Source organism: uncultured Chloroflexus sp. (assembly GCF_938091255.1).
GTDB lineage: Bacteria > Chloroflexota > Chloroflexia > Chloroflexales > Chloroflexaceae > Chloroflexus.
Window position 1 is genome coordinate 35,274 of the sequence record NZ_CALLJH010000019.1, and the last position, 17,626, is coordinate 52,899.

At 59.8% G+C, this 17,626-nt stretch carries 9 protein-coding genes and 1 riboswitch; of the genes, 6 read left to right on the top strand and 3 right to left on the bottom strand.

What is annotated here, in order from left to right; genetic code table 11:
* Positions 1 to 136: 136 nt before the first annotated feature.
* The 4 genes from rpoC to Q1A00_RS07640 all read left to right on the top strand — a co-directional run bounded on the left by rpoC (position 137) and on the right by Q1A00_RS07640 (position 8,197).
* Complete coding sequence (rpoC, locus tag Q1A00_RS07625) at positions 137 to 4,639, top strand: DNA-directed RNA polymerase subunit beta' (RefSeq protein WP_299756065.1); 4,503 nt, start codon at positions 137 to 139, stop codon at positions 4,637 to 4,639.
* A 575-nt stretch (positions 4,640 to 5,214) separates the two neighbouring features.
* Positions 5,215 to 7,176: a glycosyltransferase family 39 protein gene (locus Q1A00_RS07630; protein ID WP_299756068.1), complete on the top strand. Its 1,962-nt coding sequence runs from the start codon at positions 5,215 to 5,217 to the stop codon at positions 7,174 to 7,176.
* Positions 7,177 to 7,249: 73 nt separating this feature from the next.
* A complete protein-coding gene (locus Q1A00_RS07635; protein ID WP_066782481.1) occupies positions 7,250 to 7,528 on the top strand; it encodes an Lrp/AsnC ligand binding domain-containing protein in 279 nt (92 codons plus the stop codon).
* Between the two features lie 144 nt (positions 7,529 to 7,672).
* Complete coding sequence (locus tag Q1A00_RS07640; protein ID WP_298406358.1) at positions 7,673 to 8,197, top strand: single-stranded DNA-binding protein; 525 nt, start codon at positions 7,673 to 7,675, stop codon at positions 8,195 to 8,197.
* 363 nt (positions 8,198 to 8,560) lie between these two features.
* On the opposite strand, the gene Q1A00_RS07645 is transcribed toward Q1A00_RS07640, so the two are convergent.
* Positions 8,561 to 10,801 (bottom strand): 6-phosphofructokinase, encoded by a 2,241-nt coding sequence (locus Q1A00_RS07645; RefSeq protein ID WP_298406359.1) that lies wholly within the window; start codon positions 10,799 to 10,801, stop codon positions 8,561 to 8,563.
* A gap of 367 nt (positions 10,802 to 11,168) precedes the next feature.
* On the opposite strand from Q1A00_RS07645, the gene Q1A00_RS07650 reads away from it, so the two are divergent.
* Positions 11,169 to 13,346, top strand: coding sequence for a heavy metal translocating P-type ATPase (locus Q1A00_RS07650; protein WP_299756073.1), 2,178 nt, complete (start codon positions 11,169 to 11,171; stop codon positions 13,344 to 13,346).
* 32 nt (positions 13,347 to 13,378) lie between these two features.
* Here Q1A00_RS07650 and Q1A00_RS07655 read toward each other — a convergent pair whose 3' ends face one another.
* Positions 13,379 to 14,728: a M20/M25/M40 family metallo-hydrolase gene (locus tag Q1A00_RS07655; protein WP_298406361.1), complete on the bottom strand. Its 1,350-nt coding sequence runs from the start codon at positions 14,726 to 14,728 to the stop codon at positions 13,379 to 13,381.
* Positions 14,729 to 14,785: 57 nt separating this feature from the next.
* The gene (locus Q1A00_RS07660; RefSeq protein ID WP_299756076.1) at positions 14,786 to 15,892 is read right to left on the bottom strand and encodes a glycosyltransferase; all 1,107 of its coding nucleotides are present in this window, start codon (positions 15,890 to 15,892) and stop codon (positions 14,786 to 14,788) included.
* Between the two features lie 237 nt (positions 15,893 to 16,129).
* Positions 16,130 to 16,292, top strand: a riboswitch (FMN riboswitch).
* A 180-nt stretch (positions 16,293 to 16,472) separates the two neighbouring features.
* Between Q1A00_RS07660 and ribD the strand changes: the two genes are divergently transcribed.
* Positions 16,473 to 17,624 (top strand): bifunctional diaminohydroxyphosphoribosylaminopyrimidine deaminase/5-amino-6-(5-phosphoribosylamino)uracil reductase RibD, encoded by a 1,152-nt coding sequence (ribD, locus tag Q1A00_RS07665; RefSeq protein WP_298406363.1) that lies wholly within the window; start codon positions 16,473 to 16,475, stop codon positions 17,622 to 17,624.
* The last annotated feature ends 2 nt before the right edge of the window (positions 17,625 to 17,626 follow it).

Below are 17,626 nucleotides of genomic sequence, written 5' to 3' on the forward strand. Positions count from 1 at the left end.
ATCCGGGCGACGGTACATCCCGTTGCCCGGCTACGCCGAACAAAACGGATCTGACCCAATAGCTGCGCCAACGCGGGCTAGCCGCGCTGGGCGCGTGGAGTCTGGCGGTACGCTTCCGCTACAGGAGTAAGCCCACATGCTGGAAATTAACGACTTCAACGCCATTCGGATCAGTCTCGCCTCGCCTGAGGATATCCGATCGTGGTCGCATGGCGAAGTCACCAAGCCTGAAACGATCAATTACCGCACGCTCAAGCCTGAGCGCGACGGCTTGTTCTGCGAACGCATCTTTGGCCCAACCAAAGACTGGGAGTGCTTCTGCGGCAAGTACAAGCGCGTGCGCTATAAGGGCGTTGTCTGCGATAAGTGCGGCGTCGAGGTGACGCGGGCTAAGGTGCGCCGTGAGCGTATGGGTCATATTAGTCTGGCCTCGCCGGTCAGCCACATCTGGTTTGTCAAAGGCACTCCGTCACGGCTCGGCCTGTTGCTTGACATCTCGCCGCGCAATCTCGAGCGCGTGCTCTATTTTGCCTCGTACATCATTGTCGAGGTGAAAGAGGACATGTTGCAGGTGGCGCGCGAGATGATTCAGGAGGAGTACGCCGCTCGCCGCGAGAAGATTCAGCGCCAAGCTGAAGAGAAGCGGATCGAACTGAGCACGCAGCTCACCCAAGACCTTGGCGGGATGGAGACGGCTCAGCGCAGCACCCAGCGCCAGATCGAAGAGGAGTACCGCCGGTTGCGCGATGAGATCGCGAACGAGGCCGAGCGACTGCGCGAGCGGTTGGAAGAGATGAGCGGCACGCTCGCCGACGAAGATATTATCTTCCGTGGCGTGACCGTGGTCGAAGAGGGTGAGCCGATTAACGACAATACCCTCGACCAGCTCGATGAATTGGTTGAGCAAGAGCTGGAAGTGCTCGAAGAGCGCCGCCGCCGCGATCTGGCCGATGCCGAGATGCTGACCGACGCCGAGCGTGAACGCAAGGCGTATGAGGCGACCCAAGAGCAAGAGCGGTTGCAAGAGCGGCTCCAGCGCGAGCTTGATAACCTCGTGCGCGAAGAGAAGGAGAAGCTCGAACAGCTTGATAATCTCAAAGTGGGCCGGATTATCACCGAGACCGAGTATCGCCAATTGCGCGATATTGCGCCCGGCGTGTTCCGCGCCGATATGGGTGCTGGCGCAGTGCGGGAATTGATCGAGCGCACCGTGAATCTCGAAAAGCTGGCTGAGGAACTGCAAATGGAGGTGCAAACCTCACAGGGCCAGCGCCGCAAGAAGGCGACCAAGCGCCTGCGCGTGGTGGAGGCGTTCCGCAAGAGCGGCAATCGCCCAGAGTGGATGATCCTCACCGTGCTGCCGGTGATTCCGCCCGACCTGCGCCCGATGGTGCAGCTCGACGGCGGTCGCTTTGCCACCAGTGACCTGAACGATCTCTACCGCCGGGTGATCAACCGCAACAACCGGCTCAAGCGGCTGATCGAACTCAATGCGCCTGAAATTATCGTGCGCAATGAGAAGCGTATGTTGCAAGAGGCGGTTGATGCGTTGATTGACAATGGTCGCCGCGGGCGCGCCGTCAGTGGCAAAGGGAAGCATCGGCTGAAGAGCCTGAGCGATATGCTGAAGGGCAAGCAGGGCCGCTTCCGCCAAAACCTGCTCGGTAAGCGGGTAGACTATTCGGGCCGCTCGGTGATCGTGGTCGGGCCAAACCTGCAATTGCACCAGTGCGGTCTGCCCAAGAAGATGGCGCTAGAGCTGTTTAAGCCGTTCGTGATGCGTCGGCTGGTCGAGCGGGGTGTGGCACACAATATCAAGAACGCCAAGCGCGCCGTTGAGCGGGTGCGTCCTGAGGTCTGGGATGCGCTCGAAGAGGTGATTAAAGACTATCTGGTGCTGCTCAACCGCGCGCCGTCGCTGCACCGGCTCTCGATTCAGGCGTTTGAAGCCAAGTTGATCGAGGGGTCGGCCATCCAACTGCACCCGCTCGTCTGCGCCGCGTTTAACGCTGACTTCGACGGTGACCAGATGGCGGTACACGTGCCGCTCTCGCGCAAGGCGCAGGAAGAGGCCCGCACCCGCATGCTGAGCAAGTATAACCTGCTTAGCCCAGCCCACGGCGAACCGATTATCACCCCCTCGCAGGACATCGTGCTGGGATGCTATTACCTGACCATGGTGCGTGATGGTGCGAAGGGATCGGGTAAGCGTTTTGCCTCAATTGATGAAGCGATGTTGGCCTACGAGAAGGGTTTGATCGATATCCAAGCGCCAATCTGGATCCGCATGAATGGCGCTATTTCTGGTAAGAGCGACCGTCCGGTGCGGGAGCTGCCTCCCGCTGCCGATGGAACGCCGCGCATGGTGATCGAGACCACCATCGGGCGGGTCTTGCTCAACAACGAGCTGCAAAAGCCGCTACGATTCCGCAATCGCCTGATCGACAAGAAGGGTCTCAAGGAGATCATCGCCGATTGCTATCAGTACTACACCAATCTGCGCAATCTGAGCGAAGAGCAGCTCAATGAGGTGCGCGCTTCGCACGGCAATAAGCACGTGCAAGAGCTGGCCCGCATCTACGGGTCAGAGATGACGGCGCAGCAGGCCGACCGGATCAAGGCGCTTGGCTTCCGCTATGCGACCCTCGGCGGTATGACTATCGGTATTGACGACATCGAAGTGCCGGCCAAGAAGTACGATATTGTACGCGAGGCCGAGCAACTGGTTGCCGATGTTGAAAAGCAGTTCCGCCGCGGGCTGATCACCGAAGAGGAACGCTACCAAGAGGTGGTGCGAATCTGGCAAGAGGCGACCAAGCAGACGATTGCTGCCGTGAAGGAGAATCTCAACCCCTTCGGCCCGGTGGCAATGATGTCAACCTCGGGCGCGCGCGGTAACATCAACCAGATCTCGCAAATGGCTGGGATGCGCGGTTTGATGTCTGATCCGACCGGTCGGATCATCGAACTGCCGATTAAGGCCAACTTCCGCGAGGGCCTCTCGGTGCTCGACTACTTCGTCTCGACCCACGGCGGGCGCAAGGGTTTGGCCGACACCGCGCTGCGCACCGCTGACGCCGGCTATCTCACTCGCCGCTTGGTTGATGTGGCGCAAGATGTGATTATCACGATCGAAGACTGCGGCACCGAAGAGGGCTTGTGGCTCCACAGCGCCGACGATAGCGAGTTGATGGAGAAGCTGCAAGTGCGAATGCTGGGTCGTATCCTCGCCGCACCGATCTATCACAAAACGACCGGCGAACTAATTGCGGATCGCAACACTGAAATCGACGAAGAGTTGGCCGCTACGATCATAGCTTCTGGTCAAGAGTCGGTGTTCGTGCGCTCGCCGCTGACTTGCCAAGCCGAGCATGGCCTGTGCCGACTGTGCTACGGGCGCAATCTGGCCACCGGTAAGCTGGTCGAAATCGGCGAGGCGGTTGGCATCATTGCTGCCCAGTCGATCGGCGAGCCGGGCACCCAGCTCACGTTGCGCACCTTCCACACCGGTGGTGTGGCTTCCGCCGACGACATCACGCAGGGTCTGCCCCGTGTGCAAGAGATCTTCGAGGCTCGCGTGCCGAAGGGTAAGGCGCTGCTCGCTGAAATCGATGGCGTGGTGCAGATTATCCGTGACGATGAGGGTGTACGCACGATCCGTATTGTCTCGACCGATGTCTACACTGACGAGTATCCGCTTGGGCGCGGCTTCACCCCGACTATCGAGCACGAGAGTGAGGTGCATGAAGGTCAGGTGATCGCCGAAGGGCCGGGTGGAGCGCAGATTGTTGCTCGCCTCACGGGCAAAGCCTTCATTCAGTCTGACCGGATTGTGGTCAGTCAGGAAGACCACGAGGAACGCGAGCTGGTCGTACCGCACAATGCTCGTATTCGCGTAGAAAATGGCGAGCGGGTGATGGCTGGTCAGCAGTTGACCGACGGCAGTGCGAATCCGCAAGAGCTGTTGGAGTTGCAGGGCCGCGAGGCGGTGCAGCGCTATTTGGTCAACGAGGCGCAGAAGGTCTACCGCTCGCAAGGCGTAAACATCAACGACAAGCACATCGAAGTGATTGCGCGCCAGATGCTGCGCCGGGTGCGGATCGAAGAGCCGGGTGACACCGGCCTGCTGCCCGGTGAGCTGATCGACAGCACCGAGTTCCGCCGTCTCAACAACGACATCGTCAGTCAAGGCGGCGATCCGGCGACGGCGGCAACAGTGTTGCTGGGCATTACCAAGGCCTCGCTCAACACTGACAGCTTCCTTTCGGCGGCCTCGTTCCAAGAAACGACCCGCGTGCTGACTGATGCTGCGATTCAAGGCAAGGTCGATTACCTGCGCGGCTTGAAAGAGAATGTCGTTATCGGCAAGCTCATCCCGGCCGGTACCGGTATCGAGAAGCGGCTTGAACGTCCGCACGAGGATCTGATCAGCGAAATGGCGCGTATGCTCGAAGAGGTGCAGCAGACCGAAGAGAAGCCGGCGGAAGCGCCGCACGCCGCCCAATTGTCGGACAAGAACGGTCACGCGACGCCGGAAAGCGACAACGATGCCCTGTTGCGGGCGCGGCTGGAGGAGCTGTTGTCGGGCGACGGCGATCACGACGAGCCGGAGGACGGCGAGAGCGATTCGCTGTCGTAAGCGCGAAGTGGGACGCCATTGGCGGTAGCAGCGGAGGGGAAGGGCGACATCATGCGCCCTTCTCTCTTTTTGCTGACTTGGCGGGGGAGGAGATGTGTGCGATTGCCGTTGCGAGAGCGTGGTGCGCCCGCAGCGGTCTCCGGCTGTGGCTGATGCGATGTTTTGCAAGGTCATGATGAGCCGGCAAGACGATGTCCAAGGCGGGCAGGGGGCCTCTCGCCCGCGTGGTGGATTGTTGCACCGCGCGGGTCATGGCAATGCTGTGCCCCTTTGCGCAGCTCGCAATGACAAAGAGGAAGCAGGGCGTAGTTCCACTGTTATTGCGAGGGGTGGCGGCACTTAGCCGGGTTGGGTGCCGCCCAACCGAAGCAATCTCCCACCTGAGCGACACGGAGTGAGCGGCCATCGTCCGTGCTTGGAGGAGATTGCTGCGCCGTTCTGACCCTACGCGCGGCGCAGCAATGAGCGGTGTGCCTAGCCATCAGGCGATATGAGCTACACTGATAGCAGATTGCCTGTCACGAGGCTGCAACTTTTTGCATAATAGGGCAAGGTATTCGATAACCGTACCGTTTATGCATCACATCATCATGAACTTTATCGCCCAAGAATGGCGCGCATTGCGCGCGCCGGCGCTCTGGATAGCGCTGGTCTGCTTCCTCGCGGCAGCGCTGCTCTCAGCCCAATTACCTCACCAATATGTGATTGACGTCGGGTATGAAGAGGGGATTGGTCATACCGATCTCCCGTTTCTGCGTGACTTCAATACCGCTGAACAAGGACTGTATGGCAGCTACCGCTGGAGCGGCGGCAACTCTAAGATTACGCTACCCGGTTTTGGAACACAGGCGGCACTCGTCGAGTTTCACTGGTTGCCGATCGATGAGCGCATTGTTTCGATAGCACCAACAACATATCAGGTGTGGCAGAACGAACATCTGCTAGCCGAAATACCGGTCAGGCGCAGCGGTAGTCGGCAATGGCTGCTGGTACCGGCAGCGGCGGATGGCAATCTCCGCATCCGGATCGTAAGCGACACCTTTCAACCACCCCAAGACCCACGCTGGCTCGGTTTGCCACTAGCACACATCACCATTGCGACAGTTTCGCAAGGCTGGGTGTGGCCGGCGGTTGATCGATTAGCGTGGTGGGTCGGAGCTGTTGTGCTTGGCTGGCTGACTCTCGCACGTACCTTGGATCGGTGGGCCGGTTGGAGTTTAGCAATGGCAATTGGTGCGCTCAGTCTTGCCATCCTGTTTGACCCAGTCCGTTGGGCTTTCGGGGCCGAAGCGGCCTTTGCGGCGCTCGCACTGACTTATCCGCTGGCCATTGGTGTGCAAATATGGCTTCGGGGTCAATCATGGCCGGCCGGCATTGACGGCACACTCACTGCGATGGTTGCGATTGCCTTTGCCACACGCATCGGTGGCCGCTTCTATCCTACCAGTATGCCCGGTGACATCGGCTTTCACACCAACCGATTCCATGAAGCGCTTGGTGGATTGATAACAATCGTCTCTAACAATCGTGGTATCGACTTTCCCTATCCACCGGGTGCTTACTTCCTGCTCGCGCCACTACGGCTACTGGGCGTTGAAACACCGCTCGTCTTACAGATCGGTGCAGCTTTAGCCGATAGTTTGAGCGGGTTGATCATCTACGTCATTGCCCGCCGTGTCTTACCGCCACGATCGGCGCTGTTGGCAGCGGGCGTGTACATCTTCACGGCGGCGACCTACCTCACCACGTGGTGGTCATTCGATACGCACATCATCACGCAGGCGCTCTATCTATTGCTGATCTGGGGTGTAATCCGAGCATGGGAAGACTGGCAAGCTGGACAATACAGCCGTGAATGGGTGCTAGGTATCGCTGCGCTCAGTGCAATGGTCTTTCTCGGTCATTTTGGCTTCTTACTCAGCAGTGGCGCACTCTTTGCCCTGTTGATCGCCATCGTTTGGGGTGCCGGCTGGCGTGGCACAGCGTGGGCGCAACGGGTGCGTTGGCCGCTAACAATTGCTATCGGTTGCGGTGCATTGATAGCGATAGTCTTCTTCTACAGTGCCTACTTACCGATATTCCTCGACCAACTGGAAAGAGTGCGCAGTGGCGGTCTCCCGGCTGTCGCCGGACGAGCACCGGCCAGTCGTGAAACACTCTGGCGCACGCTCTGGCAAGCCGGTCTGATAGCCCACTATGGCTTCTTTCCTCTGCCCTTCGCGCTAGGCGGTCTTTGGCTGCTCAACCGTTGGCAAGGATGGCAGATCACTACCGGTCTCATGGCATTGAGTTTTGTCGTTGCGATCATCTTTGCGACGCTGCCGTTTATCACCCAAATCTCAAATAGCCCGCGCTACCTGATGGCGCTTGGCTGGGCAATCGCGATTGGTGCTGCCGCTGCCTGTGACGTACTCTGGCGACGAGGATGGTGGGGGCGGTTGAGCGTACTTATCGTCGGTCTGTTGGTACTGCTCAACACGCTCTGGTACTGGCTCACGCCAATGCTGTGGCGCGCACGTCCACCGGAGCCGTTTTGAAATGCTACTGAGCCGGCGCGTTCATCTGGTATGATGGAGCTAAACAACCGCCAGCGAGCAAAGGAGCGCGCTTATGGTGACAGCGTTTGTGTTCATTACCTGCGAACCGCAACGGATCAGCGACATCGCCCAAGAGGTTGCCGAACTGCCTAATGTTGCCGAAGTCTATTCGGTCACGGGTGACTATGATATTATCGCGGTGTTGCGCGTCAACGACTACGAATCGCTCGACGAGGCGGTGCCGGGAGGCATTGCCCGCATTGCGGGAGTGCGCCACACGACGACGGTGCTCGCCTTTCGCCGCTACTCGCGGCGCGACCTTGAAGCCGGGTTTGACATCGGCTTATCATAATTGTTAGCAAGCTGCAATCTATGTGCTTGACGGCCAGCAGAACGGGTGTTATAATTCGCACAATAGTTCTAGAACGTGCGGGAAAGCTCTCGCTCGGTTCGGTACTGTTGGGACGATGACACACGAGTGACGAGGAGGGTTACGATGGCAAAGGATCTGAACAAAGTGCAACTGACGGGTCATCTCGGCGCCGATCCGGAAATGCGCTACACTGCGCAAGGCAGCGCCGTAACGACCTTCCGGGTGGCGAGCAACCGCACGTGGCGCGACAAAGACGGTAACTCCCACGAAGAGACTGAGTGGTTCCGCATCGTGGCGTGGGATAAATTGGGTGAGATCTGCAATCAGTATCTCACCAAAGGCACCCGCGTTTACATCGAGGGGCGGCTGCAAACTCGGAAGTGGACGGATCGCGACGGCCAAGAGCGCTACACTACCGAGGTGATTGCGCAAGATATGATTATTCTCTCGGCCAAGGGCGAGCGCGGGCCGGTACCCGATGCTGAACCGGTCTATGACGAGCCGGTTGACGAGCCGGTACGCCGCACGCCGCCACCGGCTAGCCCACGCTCGGCGAACAACAATCCGCCTGCGGCGCGCCCGCCGGCCAACCGTGCGCCTGCCCGTAACCAGCCCCAGCCGCTGGATGACGAAGATATTCCGTTTTAAGTGGTGAGAGGGGAAGGGGGCGGGTTTTAAACCCGCCTGCCCTTACGGTTCGCCCTGACCAATCCACGCTTACCTCCTTGTGCTGATATCTATCCGCTTGCTCGCTGCGCTCTGCACGGCTAGCATTGCTATTGTGCGCACACGTTAGTTTTCTATCCGTCGCGGCGATGGCGGGGTAGTCAGCAATTGGGCCATCTGGCGCAATTCGAGCCACCACTGCTCGCATGGGCGGGGGATAGTGGGGCGTCTAGATAGCCAAGTACACTGTACGGGCAAGCCGTCTGGGGAGGGTCTCGAGGCGGGTTGCCCACCCGCCCTTACCCTTATCCTCGGCGCGGCTTACCACGTAGGTGCGCTCGGCCATCAGTCTGCCACCCGTCGCGGCGATGGCGGGGTAGTCAGCAATTGGGCCATCTGGCGCAATTCGAGCCACCACTGCTCGCGGGGGCGGGCATAGACCGGATCCATCAGCCGCGGCATATCATCGAGCTGGTGGAACTGCACCTTGCCGCCGCGATAGCCGATAAATGCCCCCACCGGCTGGCGCCGGTCGGTGTGTTCGATCAGAAAGTCGATGCAGCGCACGGCTAAGCGGGTGGCTTGGATACGGTCAAAGGGTGATGGATCGCCGCCTTGTTGCAAGTGGCCGAGGATCGCTTGCCGCACCTCGAACAGCTTGCCGCTTTCTTCCTCAAACAGCGAACAGATAAACGAGGTGGTATATACCGGATTGGCCTTTTCGTTGCGAATTATCAAGCTCAGCCGTTTGCCGCGCCTGAACCAGTCCGTCATCTCGTCCAGATCGGTTTGCAGAGTGCGCAGGCTAATCCCCTCTTCGGGCAAATAGACCCGCTCGGCCCCGGTGGCAAGCCCGCTCATCAGGGCCAAATAGCCGCAGTCGCGGCCCATGACCTCAACCACAAAACAGCGGCGCGAGGCGACTGCCGATTGCTTGATTCGATCAATCGCTTGCACAATGCTGTTCAGCGCCGTGTCAGCGCCGAGGCTCAACTCGGAGCCGGGCAGATTGTTGTCGATGGTGGCCGGTAAGCAGATGATCGGAATATTGAAGGCCGGGAAGATATGGCGTTCGCTGTAGAGCTTGTAGGCGGCCTGATAACCGGCCCAGCCGCCAATCATCAAGATGCCGTCAATGCCGAAGCGCTCGATATTGCGCGCGATCTGGTACAGTTCGCTGCCCTGCGGAATCTTGCGGTTGGTACCCAACTCGGCCCCGCCCATCGTCGCCCAACCGCTCACGCTCATCCAATCCATCTCGAAGATGTCGCCATCAATCAGACCCTGAAAACCGTTGCGCACACCGAGGATGGTATGGCCACGATCGATCCCAATCCGTACAGCAGCCCGCACTGCGGTATTCATTCCCGGTGCCGGGCCGCCGCTGTGCAGCACAGCGAAGCGATGGCCACGTTGCAAGCGATCGGGTGGTGATGGTTGTGACTGGATGAGTGTGCCGAGGGTGCGATATGCTTCGACAAAACTGTTGCCGCGCAGCGCCATAGCGCGTTCATAATCATGTTGAGCGATCGCTTCCGCTACCTGCCGGGTATCGGTCACACACGTCATCAGCGGTAACCGCACCACCCGGTTTTCGCGCAAACCGATCAATTTGGGTTCAGCCTCAGGGCCAGCGGCCAGCAGTTCTTCGACCGCTGTTGCGCCGAGCAACGAGCTCATCCAGCGGTCGAAGGCACTCGGCGCGCCGCCGCGTTGCACGTGACCGAGGATGGTAACCCGCGTATCTTCGCCGAGTCGTTCTTCAAGGACTTTTTTCACATAAGCGGCAGTGATCGGCCTACCGTGACGATCACATGCTCCTTCAGCGACTACTACAATACTATCGCGCCGGCCCTGCTCGCGCCCGATCCGCAGCACATCGCACATATGCTGTTCCCAATCGTCCATCTGGGGCGGCATTTCTGGAATAAGTGCCCAATCGGCGCCACCGGCGATGGCTCCCATTAGCGCCAGATAGCCGCAATTGCGGCCCATCACCTCAATGACGAAGGTGCGTTGATGGCTGGCCGCCGTCGAGCTAATGGCATCTATCGCCTCGGTGATGCGATGCAATGCTGTATCGGCGCCAATGGTCATATCGGTGCCGCAAAAGTCGTTGTCGATGCTGCCCACGACTCCAACAATCCGTAGATGGGGATGCGCTTCCGCTTTCTCACTACTAACTTCGCCCTCATCAACCAACTCGGCCACCAACTCCGGCCACTCACGGCGAAAGATGTCGGCGCCGGTTAGGCTGCCATCACCGCCGATAACTACCAGTCGGTCGATACCGAGGATGAGCAGATTAGCCGCTGCTCGGCGGCGGCCATCACGGGTACGAAACTCGGCGCTCCGTGCTGTGCCGATGATGGTGCCACCGCGGTGAATAATTCCACCGACCGAACTCCAATCCATGCGTCGAATGAGCTTACCGCCCTCTATGAGTCCCTGATACCCTTCGTAAATCGCATATACCTCGCAGCCGCGACTAATTCCGGTTCGCACGACGGCCCGAACTGCCGCATTCATTCCCGGTGCATCGCCACCACTGGTCAATACCCCGATGCGAATCGTTGGGTTTGTCATTTCATCCCTCGCCTTTCTGGCGGATAGCGACTTGGTTGCATGTGCAAGTATATCATAATACATAACGCAAAGACGCGAAGGGCGCAAAGGGGTGTAGATGGGGTGGAGCAAGAGGCTAGGCTTTTCTGTATTAGTGTGGCTTAACCACGATCTTTTGACTTTCTCGTGCGAAAGATTTTGTAACCCAAATAAACACCTTTGCAACTTCGTAGCTCGATACAACGGACGTCCTGCCTTACTTTTCAAGTATCACTCACCTCATACCTAAGACATAGTGTCATTTTTACTCATCCCCCTTGACTTTGTGCTTGAATGCAGTAGAGTGAGGGCATGAACCGCATGTTTGCACTGCTGAGGAAGTATTACAATGAACAACCAGCAGTTTACGATTAAGGGTTTGGATTGTCCCGATTGCGCGCGTTCGATTGAGCGTGGTGTGGCCCGGCTGGAAGGGGTGAGGTTGTGCAGCCTCAATTTCACCACCGAGACGTTGCACGTCACCGGTGAGGTTGACCCAGCAACGGTGATCGCGCGGGTGCGCGAGTTGGGGTATGAAGCTGAGCCTGCGGCAACAGCTAAGGTTGAACCTCCCCCGACTTTTCTCCGCTTTATGCTCAGCCGGCGCGAGACGCAATTAGCGCTGATCGGGTTGCTGCTCGTGTTACCGGGTATGGTGTTACACGAGGTGTTAGGTTGGGATGCGTGGTGGATTGATGGGTTGGCGTTAGGTGGGTTGGCGCTAGTAGGGCCGTTGGTGGCGCGCAATGCGTGGCGCACGCTGCGCACCAATCGCGAGGTGAGCATTGATGCGCTGATGACGATTGCCGCTGTTGGCGCGGTAATTATTGGCGCGTATGTCGAGGCGGGGTTGGTGATGGTGCTGTATGCGATCGGCGAGGCGTTAGAGGGCTATACGGCGAGCCGTGCGCGCCATACCATTCGCAGTCTGTTGGAGTTGACCCCACCCACGGCGACCTTGCTCACCGCTACGGGTGAGCAGGTTGTGCCGGTGGCTGCGTTGCGTCCCGGCGACCGGATTGTGATTAAACCCGGCGAGCGGATTCCGGTTGATGGCACGGTGGCTGCCGGGAGTTCACTGGTGAATCAGGCTCCGATGACCGGTGAGAGCCGGTTGGTCGAGCGGGGTGTGGGTGATGCGCTGTTTGCCGGAACAATGAATGGGGAGGGGTGTCTTGAGGTGATCGTTGAGCGGCCTGCCGCCGAGAGTTCGGTGGCGCGCATGATCCATTTGGTGCAAGAGGCGCAAGAGCGGCGTGCGCCAGTGCAGCGGTTCGTTGATCGCTTCGCCCGTTACTATACGCCGCTGGTGGTGGCGCTAGCGGCGCTAGTAGCGATGGTGCCGCCACTCTTGTTTGGTCAACCGTTCTGGAATCCTGCGCCCGATACGTTTGGCTGGCTCTACCGTGGTCTGGCGCTGCTGGTGGTGGCATGCCCGTGTGCGCTCGTGATCAGCATCCCGGTGAGCATTGTCAGCGCCCTCAGCGTCGCAGCCCGCCACGGGGTGTTGATTAAGGGTGGCACTTACCTTGAGACGCTAGCGCGGGTGAAGACGGTGGCGGTGGATAAGACCGGCACGCTGACGACCGGCAAGCCGGCAGTAGTGGCGTTGCGCACGGTGGGGTGCAGCGCGCCTGATGCTGCGCCAGTAGGTCATTGTCAGGCTTGTGATGAGTTACTGGCGCTGGCCGGCGCGGTCGAGCGCCGTTCGGAGCATCCATTGGCCCACGCGATTGTGAACGCGGCTGCCAATCGCGGTCTTGATTTGCCGCCAGCCGAACAGGTGCGGGCGTTGGTAGGCAAGGGTGTGCAGGGGGTGGTGAACGGCAACGAAGTGATGATCGGAAGCCATCGAGTGTTTGATCAGACATTGGCCCACGATGAATGGCACTGCCTTGCCGCGAAACGCGATAGCCAACTCGGGCGCACGCCGTTGATGGTTGGGGTTGATGGTCGTTATCGTGGCACGATAACCGTCGCTGATACCGTGCGTGAAGAGAGCCGCAGCGCGATTGCCGCTTTGCGCGATCAGGGCTTGCGAGTAGTAATGTTGACCGGCGACGAACCGGTGACCGCCGAGCGAATTGCCGGCGAACTCGGTGTCAATGAGGTGCGCGCCGGCCTATTGCCGGAAGACAAGGCGCAGGCGGTGAGCGAGTTGCGCCAGTCTGACGGTGCGGTCGCGATGGTCGGCGACGGCATCAACGACGCGCCGGCGCTGGCTAGCGCCGATGTTGGTATCGCGATCGGCGCTGACGCTGGCGGCACAACGCAGGCGATGGAGACCGCCGATATTACGTTGCTCGGCGGTGATTTGCGCCAGTTACTGTTTGCAGTGGCGTTGAGCCGGCGGACGATGCGCACCATTGTGGCGAATGTCACTTTCAGTATTGGCATTAAGTTGCTGTTTATTGTGCTCGTGTTAGCCGGTCTTGGCACGATGTGGATGGCGGTGCTGGCCGATGTGGGGGCATCGTTGTTAGTGACGTTAAACGGCATGCGGTTGTTGGGGTTCCGGGGGCAGTAAGGGCACAGCAACGCTGTGCCCTTACCGTACCTCTACCGGGCGAAGTGTTTGATGAGGCTGCCCATCCATTGCATCGCACGCCAATAATCGGCCACGCGGATGTTTTCGTTGGGGGAATGGACGCGGGCGCCGTGGTAGCCGCAGCCGGCGCCGCTGGCGACCGGAGTGCCGAGCGCGGTGCAGAGCGGGTAGATTGGGCCGGTGCCGGCCATCGTCGGATAGAGGATCGGTTCGCTGCCATACACTTCACGCGCCGAGGCGACGGCGGCCTGCACAATCGCCGCATCGAGTGGGCCACGGGCCGGATGTTCACCACCGAGATCGATGATCTCAATATCACTGAACCCTTCCGCGTCGAGATGACAGCGCAATTGGTGTAACACTTCAGCCGGTTCCATATCGGGTACAAGACGGAAGTCGATCTTGGCTCGCGCTTCATTCGGCAGCACCGTCTTGCTGCCCTCGCCGGTGTAGCCGCTGATGAGGCCGCAGATGGTGCAGGTCGGCTCAAACAGATGGCGACGCAGCCGCTCGATCCCGCGCACGCCATCGAGAAATTCGCTCAAGCCAAAACTGGCGAGTAAGGCATCGTCATCACCGGAGGGAATAGTGGCGAGTGCGGCGAGGTCGGCTGCTGAAGGGGGGCGCACTCGATCATAGAAACCGGGAATGCGTACCCGCCCATCGGGGCCTTTGAGCGTGTTGAGTGCCCATGTCAGCCGCCACGCTGGGTTGGGCACAAAGGTGGCATACGACGAGTGCAGGTCGTAGCTGGCGCCGCGTGCGACCAGCTCGACATATTGAATGCCCTTTGCGCCGCAGGTGACAGTGGGCCGCTCGCTTAAATCGACCCCGCCTGTTTCCCACAGACAGCCGTCGGCGCGCAGCAGATCGGCGTAGTCGCGGCAAATGGCCGGCAAGGTGCGCGAGCTGGTCTCTTCTTCGCCTTCGATGGCAAAGATGATGTTGATCGGGAGTTCGCCTTGGGTCGCTAGCCACGCCTCGATTGCTTGAATGCGCAGCATCAAGTTACCTTTATTATCAGCAACGCCGCGCCCATACAGCTTGCCGTCACGTTCAGTCAACTCGAATGGCGGGCTGTCCCACAACTCCAGCGGTTCCGCCGGTTGCACATCGTAGTGGTCGTAGATCAGCAGGGTACGCGGGCCGTTGCCGATTGTGGCATAGACCATGGGGTTGCCGCCATCGGCAGTGAGCAGGCGGGTTTCGGCGCCAAGCTGTTGCAACCGCTGCGCAACGAACGCCGCGGTTTCGGCAATGTTGCGATTTTGGGCTGCAACTGAGGGTAAGCGAATCAGATCGGCCAATTCGACGCGAAAGCGCTCCCGGTTGGCGTCAATGTAGGCGGCAAAACGTTCCATAATAGTTGCTCCGTCCAATATTCGGTTCCACGCCGGTATTATAAGGCAATATGGCGGTTACGTGCGGTTGCAGATTTCGGCGTACACTGTTTCGATCCGATCCAACATGCGTTCAAGGCGGAATTCGGCTAGCGCCCGTTCCCGTCCAGCTAGCCCCAATGCGCGGGCACGAACTGGGTTGGCGAACAGCTCGGCCAGAGCGCGGGCCAGCGCTGGCGGGTTATCGGGCGGCACGACGAAACCGGTGCGGCCATGGATGGTCACATAGCTCGTGCCGGTGCCTAGTTCGGTGCAGATCACCGGCAGCCCGGCCATTTGGGCTTCGATCTGAACAATGCCGAAGGCTTCGCTGGGGGCAACCGATGGCAAGACAAAGACATCAGCGATCGCGTAGAGGGCGCGCAGCGTCACGTTGTCAACTGCGCCGAGCACATGCACTCGCTCGCCTATGCCCAATTCGTTCGCTAAGCGGGCGAGATCACTGCCGCGCACAGTGGCATCCCCTCCGGCAATGATCGCATGGCCGCGTGGGAGCAGCGCAAGCGCGCGCACGAGTCGATCAACGCCTTTGTAGTAGCGCAGCCGGCCAACGAAGAGCGCATTGGGGCCGGGGAAGCGGCGGCGCAAGGCGGCGACGAGCGCCGGATCGGGCAAGGGCAGCGGTGGCAGGCCGAACGGCACGACTCGCACTCGTTCGCGGTGGCGGGCCAGCCATAGCGATGATTGAACGATCGCTGGGCTACTGGCAATAATGCAAGCAGCGCGGCGCAAGGTGTGGTGAATCAGCGGCGCCGTGAGCGCACCTAGCACGCGCTGGCGCACGATGTCGCTATGGTAAGTGACAACGAGCGGCGCGCGAGTGGCCAGCAGGGCGAGGTCGCCAACTGGATATGGGTGGTGGAAGTGGATCAGGTCGGGCCGGCAGCGGGTTACCTGCCAGAGCAGGGCCGGACTGATGGGGGCGCGGGCAAGGGTGAGTAGACGTGGCGTAGCGATCAGTTCGACGCCGTTGCGCCATTCGTGCCGGCCCTGTCGTCCCGGTGCGACGTAAAGCACTGTGACTCGGTGGCCGCGGGAGGCTAACCCTTCACTGAGCAGTTGCAGATGGCCTTCGATGCCGCCTTGCACTGGCGGGTAATCTTTGTAGAGTTGCAAGATGTGCATAGGGCGAATGATACACACAAAGACGATTGACGCAAAGTGCGAAGTGAGTAAAGCCGGACGGCTGTCTGGCTCCGTCAAGACGTGGAGATTTTTGACGCGAAGGCGCGCATGGGTTGTTGGGTAGCCCCCACCCCAGCCCTCCCCCGTTGGCGGAGTGAGCCTCACTCTTCCTTAGAAGGGGAGCACGCCTGCTGCGCATGCTTGCTAGTTGGTGTACAATAGAGTAACAACTCAATACGTAACCTTCGGGGCAGGGTGAGTCTGAGGTTCGCCATCGCGTGAACAGCAGGCAATTCCCGATCGGTGGTATAGCCCACGAGCGGATTGTCGTAACCGGCAATCTGCACGATCCGGTGAAATTCCGGGGCCGACCGTATAGTCGGGATGAAAGAAGGGTTCGTTGCAACGTGTGCTCTACGTGCTTTTCTTAGGGCCGTGTTGCGCATAGTTTGCATGCCCCGAACACATTGTTTGTTCGGGGTTTTCGATTGAACGCGGCTGTGACCAGCATGCCGAACGTTCTGATTCGCATTGCCCCGAAGGAACAAGGTTCGCCAGAACGTTCCTTTGGGGTTTCGTTATGTCTGCGCAGCACCAAATCTACATGCGCCGCGCGCTCGAACTTGCGCGGCAAGCAGAAGGCCGTACCAGTCCAAACCCCATGGTCGGCGCCGTCATAGTGAACAATGGGCGTATCGTCGGTGAAGGCTATCACCATCGGGCTGGCGCGCCCCATGCTGAGATTGAAGCCCTGCGCGCTGCTGGTGAAGCCGCGCACGGGGCAACGATGTACGTCTCGCTTGAGCCGTGCGCGCATTATGGTCGTACTCCACCTTGCACTGATGCGCTGATCGCCGCCGGTATTGCTGAGGTTTACTACGCCATCGGGGATCCCAACCCGCGGGTGAATGGCAAAGGCCATGCCCAACTTGCCGCTGCCGGCATTCGCGTGCATCACGGTCTCTGCGCTGCCGAGGCCTACCAACTCAATCGGGCGTATTTCAAGCATATTACCACCGGCCAGCCATTCGTGACTGCAAAGTTTGCGATGAGTCTCGATGGCAAGATCGCCACCGTCACCGGCCAATCGCGCTGGATCAGTAATCTTGCCTCGCGCCAGCGTGTGCATGCGCTGCGGAATGTCACCGATGCTGTGCTGGTGGGGGCGGGAACGGTGATTGCCGATGACCCCTCTCTGACCACGCGCTTGATCGGCGATCAACCGGGTTTGCCGCGCGATATTCGCCATCCGGTACGCATTATCGCCGATAGTCGCGGGAGGACGCCACTGTCTGCTAAAGTGTTCGATCCAGTGTTGCCCGGCCAGACGGTGCTGGCGACGACGGCGCAGGCATCTGCCGATCACCGCTGCGCTCTAGCTGCGCGCGGCGTTGAGGTGTGGGTGTTGCCCGCCGATGAACAGGGTCGGGTAAGCCTGCCGGCATTGCTTGCGGAAATAGGTCGGCGTGGCTTCACGAGCCTCTTGGTTGAGGGGGGCAGCGAACTCCTTGGCGCGCTCTTCGCAAGCCGATTGGTCGATCGGGTGTGGGTCTTTCTCGCGCCCATGATTATCGGCGGTCGCGACGCGCCGGGGCCGGTTGGCGGGTTGGGTTGTGCGACGATTGCGCAGGCAGTGCGTTTGGGTCAGTTCCAGCTTGAACCGATCGCAACTGATGCTTCCTCAGCGCCTGATGTGTGGATTCAGGCCGATGTGATCTATCCAGAGGTGTAACG